A 19377-nucleotide genomic window follows, 5' to 3' on the forward strand; every position below is an offset into this window, starting at 1 on the left:
GGAGAACTGCGCGGAACCCCGTTATCGCGTTACAACGCAAATCAATCCGCCGGATCCGCAAATCGATCAAGAAAAAAGTAGCGTTATAACGCGATAAACCGGGCGCGAAACCCTCTATGCTGCGTATCCATTTTTACATCATCCGTGACCACCCGCAAAAAACGCCCGTCCAAGTATGCCCGGCGGGCCTATCAGCCCGGCGCGGAGTTGAACGCGGTGGGCAAGGTGGTGCGGCAGGTGCGCAAGGCGCATGGCTGGACGCAGGACAATCTGGTCGGGCAATGCGCGCAGCGCGGGTGGGATGTCGATCATTTGCTGATCTCCAAAATCGAGACCGGCGTGCGCGTCGTCAGCGATTGGGAGCTCAAGTTGCTTTGCGAGGTGCTCGGGGTATTTCCGGATGAGTTGCTGGGGTTCCGTTCGCTGCCGGCGCGGTTGCTCAAAAAAGATCGCTGATTGGCGTCCCTGTCGGGGCGGGAAAACGAATCTTCTCCACTGCGCCGTTTTCGAGGCTTTGCACGTGAGACGGGCGGCGCTGTTGTTTTTCCGTGTCTTTCGCGGGCAATCTGCTGAACTTCCCGCCAGATTTTTTGCCTGATGCCCACTGCTCCCGCCCTCGATTTTCGCAACACAAACGCTCTCTGGTGCTCCGTGCTCGCCGAGACCTTGCATCGTTGCGGCGTGCGGCACGCCGTGGTATCGCCCGGCTCGCGCTCGACGCCGCTCACGTTTGCCTTCGCGCGGCATGAGGGCATCGAGGCCATTCCCGTGCTCGACGAACGGTCGGCGGGATTTTTCGCGCTCGGTCTCGCCAAACAGCACGCGCGCCCCGTCGCGCTCGTCTGCACCTCGGGCACGGCGGCGGCGAATTATTTCCCGGCGGTCATCGAGGCGCGCGAGAGCGGCGCGCCGCTTGTCGTCATCACCGCCGACCGTCCGCCCGAGATGCGCGAATGCGCCTCCGGCCAGACCATCGACCAGCAAAAGCTCTACGGCGCGCATGTGGTTTGGTATCACGAACTCGCCACCCCGGAGGCCACGCTCGAACGTCTCCGTTACCTGCGCCAGACTATCGCGCATGCCTGCGAACGCGCGCTCCATCCCGAGCCTGGTCCCGTGCACCTCAACGCGCCCTTTCGCGATCCGCTGCCACCGGTCGAGGACGGCAAAGTGTGCGCCGACGAATGGCGTGAAAAAATCGGCGAGGAGTTTTTCGCGCATCTGGGTATGTTGCCTGGCATCGTGCGGAGTGGTTCCGGACCAAGTGACACGGGCGGCTCGCCCGTGTTGGATCGGGTGGCACGGGCGTCCCGTTCGTGCTTCGCGGAGCCGCCTTCCGAAAGCATGGGCGGGACGCCCATGCCACTCGCCCCGCATGGGCGGGACGCCCATGCCACACAACCCACCCATACCCCCACGTCCACGCAACGCGGGCTCATCATCGCGGGCCCATTCACAGGCTGCGATCCCGCGGTCCATGCCGGCGCGCTCGCACGCCTCGCCGCGCAAACCGGCTGGCCCTTGCTTGCCGACGCGCTTTCTCCCGCCCGCCATCACGCGATGCCGCCGGAGGTCGTGCGCGTCTCCGCCTACGATGAAATCCTGCGCAATAAAAACCGCGCCCGCGAACTCACGCCGAAGTTCGTGCTCTGCGTCGGAGGCTGGCCGGTAAGCAAAATCCTCCGCTCCTGGCTGGACCAAACCCAGCCCGAAATCCTGCTTGCCGCCCCCACCGTCCGCAATCGCGATGCCCTCCACGGACGCACCCGCCACCTCGCCAGCGCGCTCGGCGCGGAGCTGGATTGTAACCTAATGGGTTATAATGACACCTCTGCCTCCGTCGCCACGACCGCCGCGTATCGCGACGCATGGCGACGCGCCGAGACTGACGCCCGGGCCGTCCTCGACGCGGAACTCGACGCCATCGCTCCCGGCGACCTTTTCGAACCCGGGGCCGTCTGGCTGCTCGCGCGCCATCTGCCTGAATCGACGCCGCTGTTCGTCGCCAATTCGATGCCCGTGCGCGACGCGGACTGTTTCTGGCCCGCGAACGACCGCCGTGCGCGTTTTTATTTCAACCGCGGCGCCAACGGCATCGACGGCACGCTCTCGACCGCGCTCGGCATCGCGCACGGGAACTCCCGCCCGGCGGTGCTGCTCACCGGAGATCTTTCGCTGCTCCACGATACCAACGGGTTTCTCATCGGCGGAAACGCGCGCTTCCGCGGCAGCCTGACCATCGTGCTCATCAACAATCAGGGCGGAGGCATTTTCGAGCATCTTCCCGTCGCGTCGTTCGAGCCGCCTTTCGAGGATTATTTCGCCACGCCGCAACAAGTCGATTTCGCCCGCCTTTGCGAGGCGCACGGCGCCGGGCACATTCTCATCCGCGACTGGGCGCAATTCGCGCAACTGATCGCGGCGCTTCCGCCCGCCGGTGTGCGTGTGCTGGAAATTCGCACCAACCGCAAAGCCGACACCGCCCGCCGCAAGGCGCTGCTCGCCCGGGCCGGCGGATGAAGTGACGCGCAAAATAGCACGGGCATTCCTGTCTGTGCCGGTCTGCGACGACGGCAAAGCCGCACATTATAGTATTTTCTTTCAACATTGGCCCAAATGGTAGGGCGAGGCGTCCCTGCCGAGCCGCGGCTCAGCCGGAGGCTTCGCCCTACCGGCGCTGCCGCGCCAATATTAAATGAAAAAATTATATCAAACCGTATAAACCGAACAGACAGGAATGCCTGTGCTACCTGGTCGCGCGTCAGCGTGTTTCGCTGGCGATTTTTGTATAAACGAGCCGCATTTCTCCAATCAGCCCGGATGGCAGCGGGCCGTATTTCCACGGGAAATAATCTCCGGGCTTGATCGTGGCCGGATCGGGATAATGCGTCTGCATCGAGTTGGCCCACGTGAGGCGCCCGCCCTCGGGGAGCGTGGCATCGTAAAGGCAGCGGTTCACCCACGTGTTGGCCACCGTGATGGCGAGCGTGTTTTTGCCCTTTTTTATATAATCGGTAACATCGAGCTTGTAGGGCGGACGCCAGAGCGTGCCGACGGATTTGCCGTTGACCGACACTTCGGCGACTTCGCAGACCTGGTCGATTTCGAGATAAACACGGATGCCGGCGGCGAGGTCTGACGCGGGGATGTCGAGATCCTTTGTATAAACCGCCGCGCCGGAATAATGCTTCACTCCGGGCTCGGAGTTTTCCGTCCACGAGACGAGCTTTCCGAATTGCCGCGGTCCGGCCGGCGCGCCCCATTTGGCGTCGAAGGTGACCGTGAAGGGACCGGGGATGGATTTCGGCGCGGGAACGGCGTCTGCCGCCAAAACAACTTTCGAGCCGCCCGCCTTTTCGATTTCCAGTTTTCCGGGCGATGTGAATTCGGCGGCGAGCCTGCCGTCGCGCGTCACAAAAAGGCGCGGCCCGGCGGATTTTGTCCGGGCTCCGGCGGTTTCTGCGGGGTTGGCCCGCAAAACAAGCCCGCCGGCGGGCTTGTCCGCAAGCGCGGCGATTTCGGGCGCGGACAGCGCGGATTTTTCGAGCACAAAATTCTCCGCGCGCCCTTTGTATTCGGAGCGGATGACGGCGGGCGGGTGCACGATGCGACCGGAAGATTTCGCGGCGACGGCGACCTGTTTTCCGTTTATATACAAAGCAGGCGTGTTGTTTTTATAGACCACGGCAACCTGCGTGTTGTCCGCCACGGGCCGGTCCCAGACGATGATGCTGTTGAGGTAGCCCGAGCCGTGCTCGAAGACGGCCACGGAGTTGCGCCCGACGCTCAGGCCGGCGCAGGCGTGCCGGTGGTCGTTTATCTTCAAGTGCATCTGTTCGGGATAGAGCACGAAATTTTCGTTGCCGCCTCCTCCGGGGGCGATGCCGGCCGCGGCGGCCTGCGTGAGCTTGCGGTCGCCCGCCGGGGAAACCGTGACGGCGAAGGTGAAGTCGCCCGATATTTTGGTGTTGTCGATCGGACCGGCGGAGGGCGTTTCGAGGATGTAGCCCGAGGACTTGCCCTTGTAGGAGGGGCGGATGGCGGCGGGCGGATGCACGATGCGGCCCGAGGGTTTCGCGGCGGCGGCGACTTGTTTTCCGTTTATATATAAAGTGGGAGTGTTGTTTTTATAGACCACGGCGACCTGTGTGTCTTCCGCCACGGGCCGGTCCCAGACGATGATGCTGTTGAAGTAGCCGGCGCCGTGCTCGAAGACGGCGATGGAATTTTTGCCCACGCTCAGGCCCGCGGCGGCGTGCCGGCCGTCTTTCAGTTTCTCGTGAATGGGCTCCGGGTAGAGGACAAAGTTCTCGTTGCCGCCCATGCCCGGGCAGATGCCGGACGACGCGGCCTGCGTGATCTTGCGGTCGCCCGCCGGGGAAACCGTGACGGCGAAGGTGAAATCGCCGGTGATTTTTGCGTTGTCGACGACGCCTTCAACGGAGGGCTTCGGGAAAACCTCGCCGCCATCGGAAATGATTTTCACGGCGGCGGGCGGCGGCGTTTTGTTTTCAATATTATTTTGAAATACCACAAAAACGCCTTCGAGTTTCCCAAGCGAGAGCGGGATGCGGGTGCAGCCGTCTTCCTCGACGGCGGCGGGGACGGGCTCGGTCTTTCCGCTTTCGGGATGCCAGAGGGAGGCGGCCTTGCCGGTGACGCGGAAGGACATGATGCCGGAGCGGCCGGCGGCGGAGTCGCGGTTGATGATCCAGAACCACTCGGTGCCGTCGGCATGCTCGCGGTGCTGCCAGGCGAGGTCGGCGGCGTTGCCGTAATCGAGGCCGAGAGGCGGCGGGCTGTTGCCCGCCGAAGCGGCGGAATTGTTGACGGGGAGGAGACGGTAGGTGAAGGGCACGGGGAGGGCGAGAGCGGCGATGACTTCATCGGGCGTGTGACCGGTGAAGATACGCCCGGCGCCGATTTTGCGAACCGCCTTGGAGCTGTCGCCGAAGAGTTCGTCGGCAAGGGCGCGCCAGCGGGCGGCGGCGGGCTCGCCGCCGCGGAGGGTCGGGCTGAAGGCGGGTTTTGACTGGGCGGCGATGGTGGCGCCGGCATCGAGAAGGGTTTTCAGCTTTTCGAGGGTTTCGAGCCGGAGGCTGGTTTGCGGGGAGACGAACATCACGTCGTAGCACATCTGCCCGGGGCTGAGGAGCCGGCCGTTTTCGACGCGGAGGAAGTCGCGGGCGCCGTCGCCGTTGATGATGTCGTATTGAAGGGCGGTTTTGGTGGAGAGCGAGATGGGCGGAGTGGGAATTTCGTCGGAGTAGAGATAGAGGATGCGCGCGGCGTACTTGCCCTGCTGGAGCATGTATTGGACGCGGGCGATGTAGCTGAACCACGCCTTGGAGAGCGGCCACCACGGCATTTTCCGGTTTTGCGAAACGCCCCAGGGTTCCATCTGCCAGCCGGGCGCGCGCTCGTCGGGCTGGTGCGTGTAGGTGTGGAAAACGGAGACGTTGGGGCCGGCGAGCAAGAGGGTGTCGAGCGTGCCTTTCATGATCCACGGGGTTTCGGCCCAGTTGCCCTTGCGGCTGGTAAGCGCCTCGCAGGTGACGTATTGCTTGCCATAGAAATGGGCGGTGCTGGAGGTTTCGCGGGCGAGGACGGAGCGGATGCCGGCGACGACTCCGGGCTCGCGCGGCTCCTGCCAGACCTCGGTCATGGGGAAGTCGGCCTCGCGGAAGGAATTCATCGGATCGCGCATGTAGATGCCGCCGGCGGGCTCGGTTTCGTATTTCAGGCCGGCGGCGCGGGTGAGCGAGCCCATCTTGCCGTAGAAATTGCCCATGATGAGCGTCGAGAAGGTGCGGCGGAGGTCGCGGAGGAAGTTTTCCGTGGTATCCACGCTTTCGATACACTCGCCGGCATAGACGGGCAGCCACGGCAGGATGTCGTAGCCGTTTTGCTCGCGGAAGTATTGGGCGAAATTTTCGCTCCAGTTCTGGTGCCCCGCCTCCCAGGAGTCGGTCTCGATGACGGCGAAGGTTTTCCCGGCGAGCGGGCCGGCGGCGTCGATCATTTTGCGGTCGTAGGAATCGAAGTGGTGCGCGACGGCGGACGGCTCGAACTTGTCCACCTCGAGGCCGCGTCCGGCGGGCGTGGCGGGATGGACGACCTTGCCGGTGGTGGTGTAGCCGATGCGCATGACAACCCATTCGCCGGCGGGGACGCGCCAGCGGAGGGTGGCGGAGGGAGTGTCGGGAGCGCGGACATTCTTGTCCGCGAAATCGCGGGCAGGAATGCCCGCGCTCCTTTGAGCGAGATCGAGGCCGGTGGCGCGGTCGGTGAGGTTTTGGACTTCGCCGGGTTTGAGAATGAGCTTTTCGGGGAAGGGCGTGGTGGTGGCGTAGGCGAGCCCGCTGGGAGCCGTGACGCCGGCCTTGGCGGGGAAGTTTTCAATGGGGAAGGCGGCGCGGGAGTTCTCGCCGGGGGCGAGCAGCTCGACTTCGGAAAGGCGCAGTTCGTGTTCGCGCACGACGCCGCGGAGGACGCGCTCGGTGGGATTTTTGCTTTGGTAGCGGACGATTCTCCAGAACTTGGCGCGGCGCGGCGCGAAGGCGGCGGTGGTGTCGGACTGGCGGAACTGGAGTTCGCAGACTTTCTCGAAGTTCACGCCGTCATCGGATGCTTCGAGGAAGATGTTCAGGGGAAGTTCATACATCCAATAAACCTCGGTGAAGACACCCGCGGCCTCGAATGGCTCGGCAAATTCGAGGGTGACACCCGTGAACTGGCCGGGGGAGGTTTTCTCGTAGGAGAAGGCGGCGCGTTTCTCGTCGGCCACGCCGTCGAAGAGGAGCGCGAGGCCGCCTTCGTCGCCGGGGCCGGCGCGCTCGCGGAGGCCGGTCGCGAGAGGTTCATTGCCGCGTCCGGGCAGGCCGCCGGGGCCGGGGACGAACTCCTTCCGCCCGCCGCCGACCCGCGTGTAGTCGTTAGCCGGATACACGCGGCGGAGGGCGCTCGGCTGGTGCATGGCGAGCATGGCGGGGCGGCGCGAGGGCCATGCGAGCACGGCGATGTCGCGGGCGAAGTCGAGTTGGCGGTCGAGGGCGGGGAGGGGAATGGATTGCTCGGAGCCGTCGCCGGTGACGCGGATGGTTTTCAGCGTGAGCTCCTTCATGGAGAGCTCGGGCGTGATCCACGGGCCGCCGGCCTCGGACCAGCCGTCGCAGTTGTGGATGCCGATGCCCATGCCGTATTTCGCGGCGGTCTCGACGGTGAACTTGAAGTTGTCGAACCACTCGGGCGACGCGAAGAGAAGCGGTCCCTGGTGTTTGACGCTGTTGACGGAAAAGATGCGCGCGAAGCCGTAGCCCTTGTCGGCCATCTCGCGCAGGTCGGCCTCGATGCCTTCGCGGGAGACGTTGCCGTTTATCCAGTGCCACCAAGTCTGGGGCTTGGCGAAGCCGGAGGGCGCGGCAAAGTCCTTCGCGGAAAGCGTGTGCACCGGCTGGTCGGGATTATAGGTGGTGTATTTGTAGAAACCGTCGTCGGCCGCGAGCGGCGAGGCGGCGAGTACGGCGGCCAGGAGGATGGGGGCGGGATGGTGCATAGGCGGAGGGTCAGTCTTGGTAGTTGTTTTTCTTGCGCCCTTCCACGAGCGCACGGGTTTCGTCGAAGAGCTTCATGTCGCCGGTGGCGCGCGGATCGCGGGTTTGGAGCTGGTAGTCGCGCAGTTGTCCGGCCAGGCGCGCTTTGGTTTCGGCGTGCGCGGGTGAGGCGGCGAGGTTGGTCAGTTGCCACGGATCGGTTTCGCAGTCGTAGAGTTCTTCCCAGATCTCGCCGGGTTTGAGTTCTGCCGGGGCGCCGCGTCCGGCGGGGGTGCGGTTGGCGGGCCGGATGGCGTAGTTGGCGATGTAGTGGTAGCGTTCGTCCCGGATGGCGCGGGCGGCGCTGCTGTAGGGAGGGAGTTCGCCGTGCCATTCGAGGCCGGTGACCGTCCACGAGCGCGCCGGGTCGATGCGGCCGGTTTTTTCGGAGAGGAGCACGTCGAGAAAACTGCGTCCGCTCATGCCACCGGGAATGGCGGCGCCGGCGGCGGCGAGGATGGTGGGGGCGAAGTCGGCGAAATTGACAAAGTCGTCCACGCGCCGGCCCGGTTTCACGCGCGCGGGCCACATGACGGCGAGCGGCTCGTGCACGCCCCAGTCGTAGGGCGTGGCCTTGGAGTAGGGGATCTGCGTGCCGTTGTCGCCGGTGACGAAGATGATGGTGTTTTCGAGCAGGCCCCGGCGTTCGAGCGTTTCGATGACGCGGCCCAGGTCGTCGTCGGCGTGGCAGATTTCATATTGGACGGCGGCGCGGGTGCGGCGCATCTCGGGCGTGTCGGGCACGAAGCCGGGCATCGTGACGTCGCCCAGCTTGATGCCGTGCCGCGCCTCCAGCTTTTTGTAATTATCCGGATCGAGGGGCGTGTGCGGCTCGATGGAACCGATCCAGAAATAGAAGGGACTCCCCTCGGGGCGCTGGTCCAGAAACGCGTTGAGATTGGCCGGGTAGTCGATGTTGCTCATGCCCTTTTCGGCCTTGCGCTTGAGCTGGTTGTAAGCGGTGCCGGCGGGATTTTTTTTGGGCGCGTCGGGGGGGAGGAGGCCCGGTCCCCAGCCTTTGCCGGTATAGCCGGTGTGATAGCCGGCGGACTGGAGCAGGTCGGGCAGGCGGGGGAATTTGGCCGGCAACCAGCCTTGGATGAACGCGCCCTGCTCCAGCTCCCAGAAGTTGCGCCCGGTGAGGAGCGAGGCACGGGACGGCGCGCAGGAGGGCGCGGAGGTGTAGCAGCGGTTGAAGAGCACGCCCTCGCGGGCGACGCGGTCAAAGTGCGGCGTGGGCAGGTTGGACCAGCCGTAGGCGGAGCGTTCCAGCCAGCTTTCGTCGTCGGTGATGAAGACGATGACGTTGGGCGGGGGGAGGGCGCCGGCGGGGGCGCCCTGGGCCTTCGGGCTGGAGGGAGCCGGGGTGGCGTTGCGCGGAGCATCCCCGCGCGCGACGCCGGGCAGGGAAACCGCGATGCCGGCGAGCGTGGAAAACACGGACAGGGCGGCGTGTCTGGAGGGTGTCATTGGCGTGATGGGGAAGGCAGGAAACGGCGGAAGGGAAAAGACACCGCGACCCTAAAGGCACGGGGCGGGACGGGGAAAGCGCGGAGGCGGTTTACGGTTGACTTCAATCGTAAAGCCGCCGGTCGCGGCTTCAAGCGGACGGCGGTGGAGGCGGCGGGGCTTGGAATCGCTCCATCCATTGCCGCCAGAACTCGGCCTCGGTCTCGCGCTGGCGCACCATCTTGTATTCGCGGTCGGCCGCGTAGAAGATAAACGCAAAGAGCACCGCGCCCATCGGGTTGCCCACCACAAAGAGCATGGCCAGCGCGGCGAGCACCGCGAGCGTCTTGCCCACCCACGAGGCGATTTGCGTGGCGCGCAGGTAGGACAGCCGCAGCGCGAGCGCGGCGCGCAGGACGCGGCCTCCGTCCATCGGGAAAACCGGGACGAGGTTGAAGCAGCCGAGCACAAGATTAATGGCGACGAGCTGCTTGAAAATCGCGGACGGGGCGAATGACAGCATCAGCAGGTCATGCGGCCCGGGAAAGTCCACAAACAGCAGTATCAGGCCGACCAATACAAAATTCACCGCCGGTCCCGCGAACGCGATGGCGATTTCCTGGAGCGGCTTGCGCGGGATGGACTCAAACTCGGCCATCCCGCCGATGGGCGTGAGCAGAATGCGCCGTGTGCGCACACCGAAACGCCTCGCGGTCAACGCGTGCCCGAATTCGTGCAGCACCACGCAGCCAAACGCCAGCAACACATACATGACAAACCAAGCCATGCCGAGCCAAGGCGCCTCGGGCACGCCGGACCACCCCTCCCATGCGGCGTAACCGAGCAGTAACAGAAAGGTAAAATGCATCTCCAGCCTTATGCCGACGATGCGAAACAAACTGATTGACGAGCCTCGCATTGACTAAAAGTAAGACTCGTCTTGTCGTGTGCAGTTGCACCAATCGCAAGCCAGTAAACCTCCTTTGCAAACCCGCCCATGTCCGAACCCGCATCCAAGTTACCGAGCATCCTCGTGATAGACGATGATTCCGAAGTCCGCTACTCGTTGTCCCGCGTCCTGTCCTCGCGCAAATATCAGGTCATGGAAGCCGCGAGCGGAGAGCAGGGCATCGCCATCGTGAAAAAAAGCCCGCCCGACCTGATTTTTCTCGATGTGCGCATGAGCGGCATGAGCGGGCTCGACGCGCTGCAGCACATCCGCTCCGTCAATCCGCGCCAGATGGTCATCCTCATGACCGCGTTCGGCACTGCGCAGACCGCCATCGAGGCGATGAAATACGGCGCGTTTGACTACATCATGAAACCTTTCGAGCCGCAAAAAGTGCTCTCGCTGGCCGAAAACGCGCTCAAGGCCCATGACGACATGCGCGCCTCCAGCGCCTACAAACCCAGCATCAACAGCGAGGACTACAAGGAAGGCATCGTCGGCAGCTCGCAGCCGATGCAGGACGTGTTCAAAATCATCGGGCAGGTCACCGCCAGCGATGTGACCGTGATGATCACCGGCGAGAGCGGCACGGGCAAGGAACTCGTCGCCCGCTCCATCTGGAAGCACAGCCACCGCGCGAACAAGCCCTTCATCGCCGTCAACTGCGCGGCCATTCCGGACAACCTGATCGAGAGCGAGCTCTTCGGCCATGAGAAGGGCTCCTTCACCGGCGCGACCAACCAGCGGCTCGGCAAGTTCGAGCTCTGCGACGGCGGCACCATCTTCCTCGACGAGATCGGCGACATGGCGCTCGCCACGCAGACCAAGATCCTGCGCGTGCTCCAGCAGGGCGAAATCCAGCGCGTCGGCGGCACCGAGACGATCAAGGTGGACGTGCGCATCCTCGCCGCGACGAACAAGGATCTCGAGACGATGATCCGCGAGAAGACCTTTCGCGAGGATCTCTACTACCGCCTCAACGTCGTGCGCATCCGCATGCCCGCGCTGCGCGACCGCGACGGCGACATCCCGCAGATCGTGGACTTTTGCCTGCAAAACCTCGTCCGCCAGAAAAAGACGCGCGTGAACAAGGTCTCGCCCGAGGCGATGGGCGTGCTCACCCGCCACCGCTGGCCGGGCAACGTGCGCGAATTGGAAAACGTGATCTACCGCAGCGCCGTCATCGCGCAGGGGGACACGATCCTCTTGAAGGACCTGCCGCAGGAAATCCTCGCGGTGGTCGAGGGCGCGGTCGCGCCGGCGCCGGCCGCCGCCGCGGCTGTTCCGGCGCAGCCGCCGGTGATGACGGCGTCGCAACCGGCCGCCCCTGTTGCGCAGGCGGGCGGCGTGGCGCCGTTTGAGGCATCGCCCGCCGCCACCGGCGAAGCCATGCCCGCCGCCGGCGCGCGGACGCCGGCCGAGCATGTCGTCCCGGCGGGGGCGGCGGGAGCGCTGACCATCGACAGCGCGCTTGATTTTCTTCACGCCCATCTCTCGGCAGGCAACGAACCGATTCTCGAGCGCCTGGAACGCGAGATGATCGTGCGCGTTTACAAAGCCGAGAACGGCAATCTTGCGCGCACCTCCGAAAAACTCGGCATGACCCGGGCCACGTTGCGCAAGCGCATGGAAGAGCTTGGGGTGAAAAACAAATAGCACGCGTGCAGGGCCCGGCGGGCGCACAGTTCTGCCAGGGGCGGCCGTTTTCCGTCTTGAGCCGGGAGGGGCTTGTTGAATGATGCGCCTGCTCATGCCGACACGCAGCCGCGAAAAGAAGATCATTCAAGCGTGGATGGAAACATCCAGGCGCGGCGTCGTCGAACTCGCCGCCGACTGGAAGGCGCGCGCCATGCCGCCGCTCTCGCTTGGCGCGGACGGGCCGCGCATGGCGACCTTGCTGAAGATCCCCGAGTTTCTGTTCGCGCGGCGCAGCGGCTACCACGTCGGCGTCAAGGGCGAAATCTTTTTTTACCTGTGGCTCGACCAGCACCGCCAGCTTCGCGAGCCGGGCGTGACCGTCTATCTGGCGGGCGATTTCAACAACTGGCAGCACGCCGTCGGCAGCGACGAATGGCGCATGCACCTGACCAGGCTCGATGGCGCGGACGTGTTCATGTGGTGCGGCCGCGCCGAGCGTTTTTTCGGCGCGCCGCCGATGCGGTTCAAGTTTGTCACCGGCGGGCATGTCTGGCTGCCCGTGCCCTATGACGCGCCGAACGCCGCCCGCGACGACGCGGGCAATGTCAATTTCCAGATCATCCCCGAGCGCACGGGGCGGCATTTGTTCGCGTTCACGCTGGACGAGCCCGTCGATCTCTCGGCCGACATCCGCGTGCGCTGGCAAAACGAGGACGGCGTGACGCTCCGCCCGGGCGAGTATTTTTTCCGCCAGCAGAGCGACGTCGCCCTCGGCGCCATCGTGCTGCAGGGCGAGACGCTGTTCCGCATTTTCGCGCCGCGCGCGAGCCGCGTGGAACTCTGCCTGTGCAACGACCTCGCCTATGAGAATTCGCCGCATCGTTATCCGCTCTCGCGCCGCGATGACGGCGTGTGGGAGGTCGCGCTCGAGCAGGAGCTCACCGGCTGGTATTACTGGTATCACATCGACGGCCCGAAAAACGAACTCGGGCGCTTCGATCCCGCGCAGCGCATCCTCGACCCCTACGCGCTCGCCACGGTGGACCGCATGGGGCCGGGCGTGGTCGTTGATCTCGGGCGCTGGCCGAAACCCGACCGCAGCTTCAGGACGCCCGCGTGGCAGGATCTCGTGATCGCCGAGGCGCATGTGCGCGATCTCACGGCCAGGGCTCCGATCAAGCTCGCCGACGAGGAGCGCCGCGGCTTCACCGGCCTGCGCAAATGGGTGGAAAGCGAGGAGTTCTACCTGCATCAGCTCGGGGTCAACGCGGTCGAGCTCCAGCCCGTCCAGGAATTCGACAACCGCGAGATGACCGAATACCACTGGGGCTACATGACGTGCAACTACTTCTCCCCCGAGAGCAGTTACGCGCTCCAGCCCTCTCAGGCGTCCGGCGTGCGCGAGTTCCAGGATCTCGTGAAGGCGTTTCACAAGCGCGGCATGGCGGTGATCCTCGATGTCGTTTACAACCACGTCGGCGACCCCGCGCACCTGCTGATGGTGGACCAGTATTATTATTTCCACCAGGACCGCGACGGCACGCTCTCGAACTGGAGCGGCTGCGGCAACGACCTGCGCGCTGACGCCGCGATGGCGAGGCGCCTCATCACCGACAGCTGCCGCTTCATGGTCGAGCGCTACGGCGTGGACGGCTTTCGATTCGACCTCGCCGAGTTGCTCGGCGTGGACGTGCTGCGCGAGATCGAGCTGGAGCTCAAGCGGGTGAAACCCGACGTGATCCTCATCGCCGAGCCCTGGAGCTTCCGCGGGCACATCGCCGGCGAACTGCGCGACACCGGCTGGGCGTCATGGAACGATGGATACAGGAATTTCCTCCGCGACTACGTGCGCGGCGGGGGCACGCACGAGACCTACGAGTATTTCCTGAAAGGCTCCCCCTGGCATTTCGCGAAATGGCCCGCGCAGACCGTCAACTACACCGAGTCGCACGACGACCGCGCCTGGCTCGACGTCATCACCGAGAACCCGAACAACGACGGCGCCACGCCCACGGCGAACGACCGCCGCCGCACGCACCTGATGGCGGCCGTGCTCTTCATGTCGGTCGGCATCCCGATGCTCTCGGCCGGGCAGGATTTCCTGCGCTCCAAGGGCGGCGTGAACAACACCTACCAGCGCGGCGACCTCAACGCGCTCGACTACCGGCGCATCCGGCGTTTCCCGGCGACGCATGAGTATTTCGCGGACTGGATCGCGTTCCGCCTGGGCGACTCGGGCCGCCTCCTGCGCCACTACTCGCGCGCGAGCGACGGCTTTTTCCGCTTCTTTTTCGCCAACGGCTCCGGCGCCGCCGTCACGCTCTACAACGCCGACCACAGCCTCGGACGCGAGCGCCTGCTCTTCGCCGTCAACCCGTCGCCGCACGATGTCGACATGGAAATCCCGGAGGACGTGGCGGCCGGCAAATGGCTGCAACTTGCCGACCAGGAGCATTTCTTCCACGGGCGCGGCGTGCGCTTCGGGATGCCGGTGGCCAGCCGCATGCAGTTCCCGCCGCTCAGTTGCGCGCTCTGGATCGACGAAGGCGCGGGGAAACGCTGAAGGCTCACGCGCCCTTCCGCACCAGCGGCGCCACCCGAGTGCCCAGCAGCTCGATGGCATGCATGAGTTGCGCGTGCGTCAGCACCCGGTTGTCCAGCAGCAGCGTCATGCGCGTGATGCCGCCGAGCGCCTGGCTCTCGGCGAGGATCTTTTCCGCCACGGCTTCGGGATCTCCGACCAGAAACGCGCCGGCAGGGGCGCATTGCGCGTCGAACAGCGGACGCGTCGGCGGAGGCCAGCCGCGCTCGCGGCCGATTTGCCCGAACACATCCCGGTAGGCCGGCCAGAAAATGTCGCGCGCCTCCGGCGCACCATCGGCCAGAAAGCCGAGGGAATGAATCCCGATGTCGAGCGTTTCGCCGGGATGACCGGATTTGCGCCAGGCCTCGCGGTATAAATTCAGGACCGGGCGAAATTGCGCCGCCTGGCCGCCGATGATGGCGAGCGTGAGCGGCAGGCCTAGCGCGCCGGCCCGGATGGCGGACTGCGGGGAGCCGCCGATGCCGATGCGCACGGGCAGCGGGTTTTGCAGCGGACGCGGCCAGACTCCCTGGCCGGTAAGCGCGGCCCGGTGGCGGCCCGACCAGCGCACCCGCGTCCCGGCGCGGATTTTCAGCAGCAGCTCCAGCTTCTCGGCGGCAAGCTCTTCGTAGTCGTCCAAGTCGAATCCGAAAAGCGGATACGATTCGGTGAATGAGCCTCGTCCCGCGATGATCTCCGCGCGCCCGTGCGAGACCAGGTCGAGCGTGGCGAACTGCTGGAAGACGCGCACGGGATCGTCCGAGCTCAGCACCGTCACGGCGCTGGCGAGACGGATGCGCCTGGTGCGCGCCGCCGCGGCCGCGAGCAGCACGGCGGGCGCCGAGGACACATAGTCCGGACGATGGTGTTCGCCGACCCCGAACACATCGAGGCCGACCTGGTCGGCGAGCTCGATTTGCTCCAGCAACTCCTGCACACGCGCGGCATCGCCCGGAGGACCGCCATGCGCGGTTGATACGAAACTGTCCACTCCGATTTGCATGATGGAAAAGGCCGCGCCACGGTTTGTCGCGCAGGACCAATGACATAACCAAGCGCGACTGTTTTGCGAGCATTTTTGCGTAAAGGAGATGCTTGGTGTGCGGGATTGACAATGCGGCCCGCCCTCCGGCGTGCTTTTCCGCGTGTCTGCATCTGAAAAAATTCTGGTCGCCATGTCCGGCGGGGTGGACAGCTCGGTCGCCGCGCTCGTGCTCAAGCGCGCCGGCCTCGACGTGTCCGGCGCCTACATGAAAAACTGGATCAACGAGGACAACGTCATCGGCGACTGCCCGTGGCAGCAGGACATCGAGGACGCCCGCGCCGTCGCGGAACAGATCGGGATTCCCTTCCGCGTGGTCAACCTGATGGAGGAATACCGCGGGCGCGTCGTGGCGTATTTGTTGGACGGATACAAGAACGGCATCACGCCGAACCCCGACGTGATGTGCAACCGCGAGATCAAGTTCGGCGTTTTCCTGGCATGGGCGCGGGAGCACGGCTTCGACGCCGTCGCGACCGGGCATTACGCGCGCCGCGTGGAGCACGCGGACGGCTCGTGCTCGATCATCGAGGGCGCGGACAAGAACAAGGACCAGACGTATTTTCTCGCCATGCTCGGCCAGGAGCAGGCGCGGGCGGCGCGCTTCCCGATCGGCGGCCTGCCGAAGCCGGAGCTTCGCCGCATCGCCGCGGAGGCCGGGCTGGCCACGGCGGCGAAAAAGGACAGCCAGGGCATCTGCTTCATCGGGCAGGTGCGCATGCAGGATTTTTTGCGGCAATACGTGCCCGACGAGCCGGGCCCGGTCGTGCGGGCGGGCGACGGGCGCGTGCTCGGCGCGCATCGCGGACTGCATTATTACACCATCGGCCAGCGCAAGGGCATCGGCATCCCGTCCAACACGGACTTCAAAAACTACGTGGTGGTGGGAAAGCGCGCGGAGGATCGCGCGTTGCTGGTCGCGTTTGACGGGCCGGAGGCGCCGGGATTGTTCACCAGCGAGGTGCGTGTGCATTCGCTGAGCTGGGTGGAGAAGCCCGTCGCCGGGTCGCGCTGGATCGAGGGTCGCGTGCGTTACCGCGATCCGCGGGTGGCGCTGGAGTTCATTCCCGACGAGGAAAACGGGGCGGGCGAGGGCGGGGGAGGCAGCGCGACGATCCGCTTCCGCGAGCCGCAGCGCGCCTTGGCTCCGGGCCAGATCCTCGCGCTCTACGACGGCGAGCGCCTGCTGGGCGGCGGGGTTTATGTTTAGGGCGGGCCGCTGCGCGGCCAGTTTAAGTTTGAAGTTTAAGTTTAAGAACGAACCTTCGCCTCCTCGCCTCGCTTCCTCACTTCAACTTAAGCTGGTCGCCAAGCGACCCCGATTTCCATGTCACCTGCTCCGCTAGCTCCTCTACCGCCGACAGCCGATGCCGACGCCGTCCTCGCGCGTTTCCTCGCGGTCATGTCTGAACGCCACATGGAGCTTTACCCCGAGCAGGAGGAGGCCGTGCTCGAACTCTTCGCCGGCTCCAACGTCATCCTCGCCACGCCCACCGGCTCCGGCAAATCCCTCGTCGCCGCCGCGCTCCACTTCAAGGAACTCTGCGCCCACGCGCCCGCCGCGCCCCGCCGCTCGGTTTACACCTGCCCGATAAAAGCCCTCGTCAACGAAAAGTTCCTCGCCCTCTGCCGCGATTTCGGCCCCGAAAACGTCGGCATGATGACCGGCGACGCCTCCGTGAACCCGCATGCCCCCGTCCTTTGCTGCACCGCCGAGATTCTGGCCAACATCGCCCTCGGAGGCGGCCCGCGCGCCGACGCCGTCAGCGCCGTCATCATGGACGAGTTTCACTATTACTCCGACCCCGAGCGCGGCGTCGCCTGGCAGGTGCCGCTCCTCACCCTGCCGCGCGCCCGCTTCCTCCTCATGTCCGCCACGCTCGGCGACACCGCCTTCATCGAGCGCGAGCTCACCCGCCTCACCGGCGCGCCCGCCGTCACCATCCGCGGCGACCGGCGCCCCGTGCCGCTCGAGTTTGAATACAGCGAAACCCCGCTCAACGAGCGCGTCGCCGATCTCCTCGCCACCCGGCGCGCGCCCGTTTACCTCGTCTATTTCACCCAGCGCGAAGCCTCCGAGGCCGCGCAGGATCTCACCTCGCTCGCCGTCTGCACCCGCGACGAGAAAGCCGCCCTCGCCGCCGCGCTCGAATCCGTGCGCTTCAACAGCCCCTACGGACGCGACATGAAACGCTGGCTGCGCCACGGCATCGGCGTGCACCACGCCGGCCTGCTCCCGCGCTACCGCATCCTCGTCGAGCAGCTCGCCCAGCGCGGCCTCCTCAAGCTCATCTGCGGCACCGACACCCTCGGCGTCGGCATCAACGTCCCCATCCGCACCGTCGTCTTCACCAAACTCTGGAAATACGACGGCCAGAAAGCCGCCATCCTCAACGTCCGCGACTTCCGCCAGATTGCCGGCCGCGCCGGACGCAAGGGCTTCGACACCGTCGGCCACGTCGTCGTCCAGGCGCCCGAGCACATCATCGCCAACAAACTCGCCGAGGCCAAGGCCGCCGCCGCGAAATCCTCCGGCGGAAAAAAGAAACCGCCCGCGAAACAAAAAGCCCCCGAAGGCACGCCCGGCTGGGACGCGAGGACCTTCGAAAAACTCATGACCGCCCCGCCCGAGCCGCTCCAGTCGCGCTTCGCCGTCTCGCACGGCATGCTCCTCCACGTGCTCGGCCGCGACGCCGACGGCTGCCGCGTCATGCGCCGCCTCATCGCCGACTCCCACGAGCCGCCCGCCCGCAAAAAAGCCCACCTCCGCCGCGTCTGGCAGCTCTTCCGCTCCCTCCTCGAACGCCGTATCATAGGATGGATACAACCGCCCGCGCCCACTGGCAGCAAACTCCGCGTCAATATCGAGCTTCAGGACGACTTTTCCCTGCACCAGGCTCTTTCCCTCTACCTCATCGACACGCTCCCGCTCCTCGACCGCGCCTCGCCCGACTACGCCTTCGATGTGCTCACGCTCTGCGAATCCATTGTCGAGGACCCCGACACCATCCTGCGCCGCCAGCTCGACCGCCTGAAGACCGACGAACTCGCCCGCATGAAAGCCGCCGACATCCCCTACGAGGAACGCATGGCCAAGCTCGAAGAACTCGAACACCCCAAGCCCCTCCGCGATTTTCTCTACGACACCTTCAACCGCTTCGCCGCCACGCACCCCTGGGTGGAAAACGAAAACGTGCGCCCCAAATCCATCGCGCGCGAGATGTATGAGCGCTACCAATCCTTCTCCGCCTACGTGCGCGAATACGGGCTCGAACGCTCCGAGGGGCTCCTCCTCCGCCATCTCTCGCAAACCTACAAAGTCCTCGCCCAGACCGTCCCTGACACCGCGAAAACAGAGGAAGTCCTCGAAATGGAAACCTGGTTCCGCGAACTCATCCAAGGCATCGACTCCAGTCTCCTCGAGGAATGGGAACGTCTGCGCGATCCTGATTACATCGCACCCGAGGCCGCCTCCGACAAGCCCGCGCGCCCGTCGAACTACGACATCACGCGCGACGCCGCCGGATTCCGCCGCCAGGTCCGCGCCTCGATTCTGTCCTTCCTGCAAGACATCGCCGCCCGCGACTACGACTCCGCCGCCGAAAAAGAGGCGCGGGCAACCGACATCCCGCCCGACCGCGAGCAACAACTAAAAATCGCCGCGCGCCGCCTCGAAATCCTCTTCGCGCCCTATTTCGAAGCCCGCGCGCGTTTCCGTCTCGACCCCGAAGGCCGCTCCGCGAAACACACGCACTGGCTCGAGGACGAAGCCGCGCTCCGCGCGCGCGACACCGCCGAGCTCCACCTCGCCCAAGTCCTCATCGACCCCGAGGATCAAAACGACTGGGAAGTCCGTTTCACCCTCGACCTCCCCGCCACCCGCGCCGCCGCCCGCCCCGTCCTGCGCCTCGAAGCCGTCACCCCCTTGTAAGTCCTGACATAAAACCGATCCCGTGCGGGTTCCTGTCTATTTTGAATGACCAGTTTGCTTTCGATGGCCACAAAGAGGCACAGGATTGGGTGATTTCTTGTGCCTCTTTGTGGCTATTTTATTGGTTGTTTTCAGCCATCGAAAATAGCGGAGAACCCTCCGTGCGCATCGGCGGCGGGCGGTATCTGCCAT

Annotated in this window: 10 protein-coding genes; 6 read left to right on the top strand and 4 right to left on the bottom strand. The window is 65.1% G+C overall.

Annotated elements, in window-relative coordinates; all coding sequences use genetic code 11:
- Positions 1-144 precede the first annotated feature (144 nt).
- Both OH491_RS27110 and menD read left to right on the top strand, forming a co-directional pair.
- A complete protein-coding gene (locus OH491_RS27110; RefSeq protein ID WP_334319681.1) occupies positions 145-456 on the top strand; it encodes a helix-turn-helix domain-containing protein in 312 nt (103 codons plus the stop codon).
- Between the two features lie 141 nt (positions 457-597).
- Positions 598-2520: a 2-succinyl-5-enolpyruvyl-6-hydroxy-3-cyclohexene-1-carboxylic-acid synthase gene (gene menD / locus OH491_RS27115; protein ID WP_068772767.1), complete on the top strand. Its 1923-nt coding sequence runs from the start codon at positions 598-600 to the stop codon at positions 2518-2520.
- Between the two features lie 241 nt (positions 2521-2761).
- On the opposite strand, the gene OH491_RS27120 is transcribed toward menD, so the two are convergent.
- The 3 genes from OH491_RS27120 to OH491_RS27130 all read right to left on the bottom strand — a co-directional run bounded on the left by OH491_RS27120 (position 2762) and on the right by OH491_RS27130 (position 9960).
- A complete protein-coding gene (locus OH491_RS27120; RefSeq protein WP_068772766.1) occupies positions 2762-7555 on the bottom strand; it encodes a glycosyl hydrolase in 4794 nt (1597 codons plus the stop codon).
- Positions 7556-7565: 10 nt separating this feature from the next.
- Positions 7566-9062: a sulfatase family protein gene (locus tag OH491_RS27125; protein WP_068772765.1), complete on the bottom strand. Its 1497-nt coding sequence runs from the start codon at positions 9060-9062 to the stop codon at positions 7566-7568.
- 130 nt (positions 9063-9192) lie between these two features.
- Entirely contained in the window at positions 9193-9960 is a 768-nt protein-coding gene (locus tag OH491_RS27130; protein ID WP_084442646.1) for a site-2 protease family protein, read from the bottom strand.
- Between the two features lie 78 nt (positions 9961-10038).
- On the opposite strand from OH491_RS27130, the gene OH491_RS27135 reads away from it, so the two are divergent.
- The gene (locus OH491_RS27135) at positions 10039-11646 is read left to right on the top strand and encodes a sigma-54-dependent transcriptional regulator (protein ID WP_068772763.1); all 1608 of its coding nucleotides are present in this window, start codon (positions 10039-10041) and stop codon (positions 11644-11646) included.
- A gap of 136 nt (positions 11647-11782) precedes the next feature.
- Entirely contained in the window at positions 11783-14191 is a 2409-nt protein-coding gene (locus OH491_RS27140) for an alpha-amylase family glycosyl hydrolase (RefSeq protein ID WP_334319680.1), read from the top strand.
- Positions 14192-14195: 4 nt separating this feature from the next.
- Here OH491_RS27140 and OH491_RS27145 read toward each other — a convergent pair whose 3' ends face one another.
- On the bottom strand, positions 14196-15215 hold the full coding sequence (locus tag OH491_RS27145) for an Atu2307/SP_0267 family LLM class monooxygenase (protein ID WP_068772761.1): 1020 nt from the start codon (positions 15213-15215) through the stop codon (positions 14196-14198).
- 142 nt (positions 15216-15357) lie between these two features.
- Between OH491_RS27145 and mnmA the strand changes: the two genes are divergently transcribed.
- Positions 15358-16464: a tRNA 2-thiouridine(34) synthase MnmA gene (mnmA, locus tag OH491_RS27150; RefSeq protein ID WP_145929074.1), complete on the top strand. Its 1107-nt coding sequence runs from the start codon at positions 15358-15360 to the stop codon at positions 16462-16464.
- A 117-nt stretch (positions 16465-16581) separates the two neighbouring features.
- Positions 16582-19185, top strand: a complete 2604-nt coding sequence (locus tag OH491_RS27155) for a DEAD/DEAH box helicase (RefSeq protein ID WP_068772759.1) — start codon at positions 16582-16584, stop codon at positions 19183-19185.
- Positions 19186-19377 lie beyond the last annotated feature (192 nt).

It is taken from the genome of Termitidicoccus mucosus (genome assembly GCF_038725785.1).
GTDB classification, from domain to species: domain Bacteria; phylum Verrucomicrobiota; class Verrucomicrobiia; order Opitutales; family Opitutaceae; genus Termitidicoccus; species Termitidicoccus mucosus.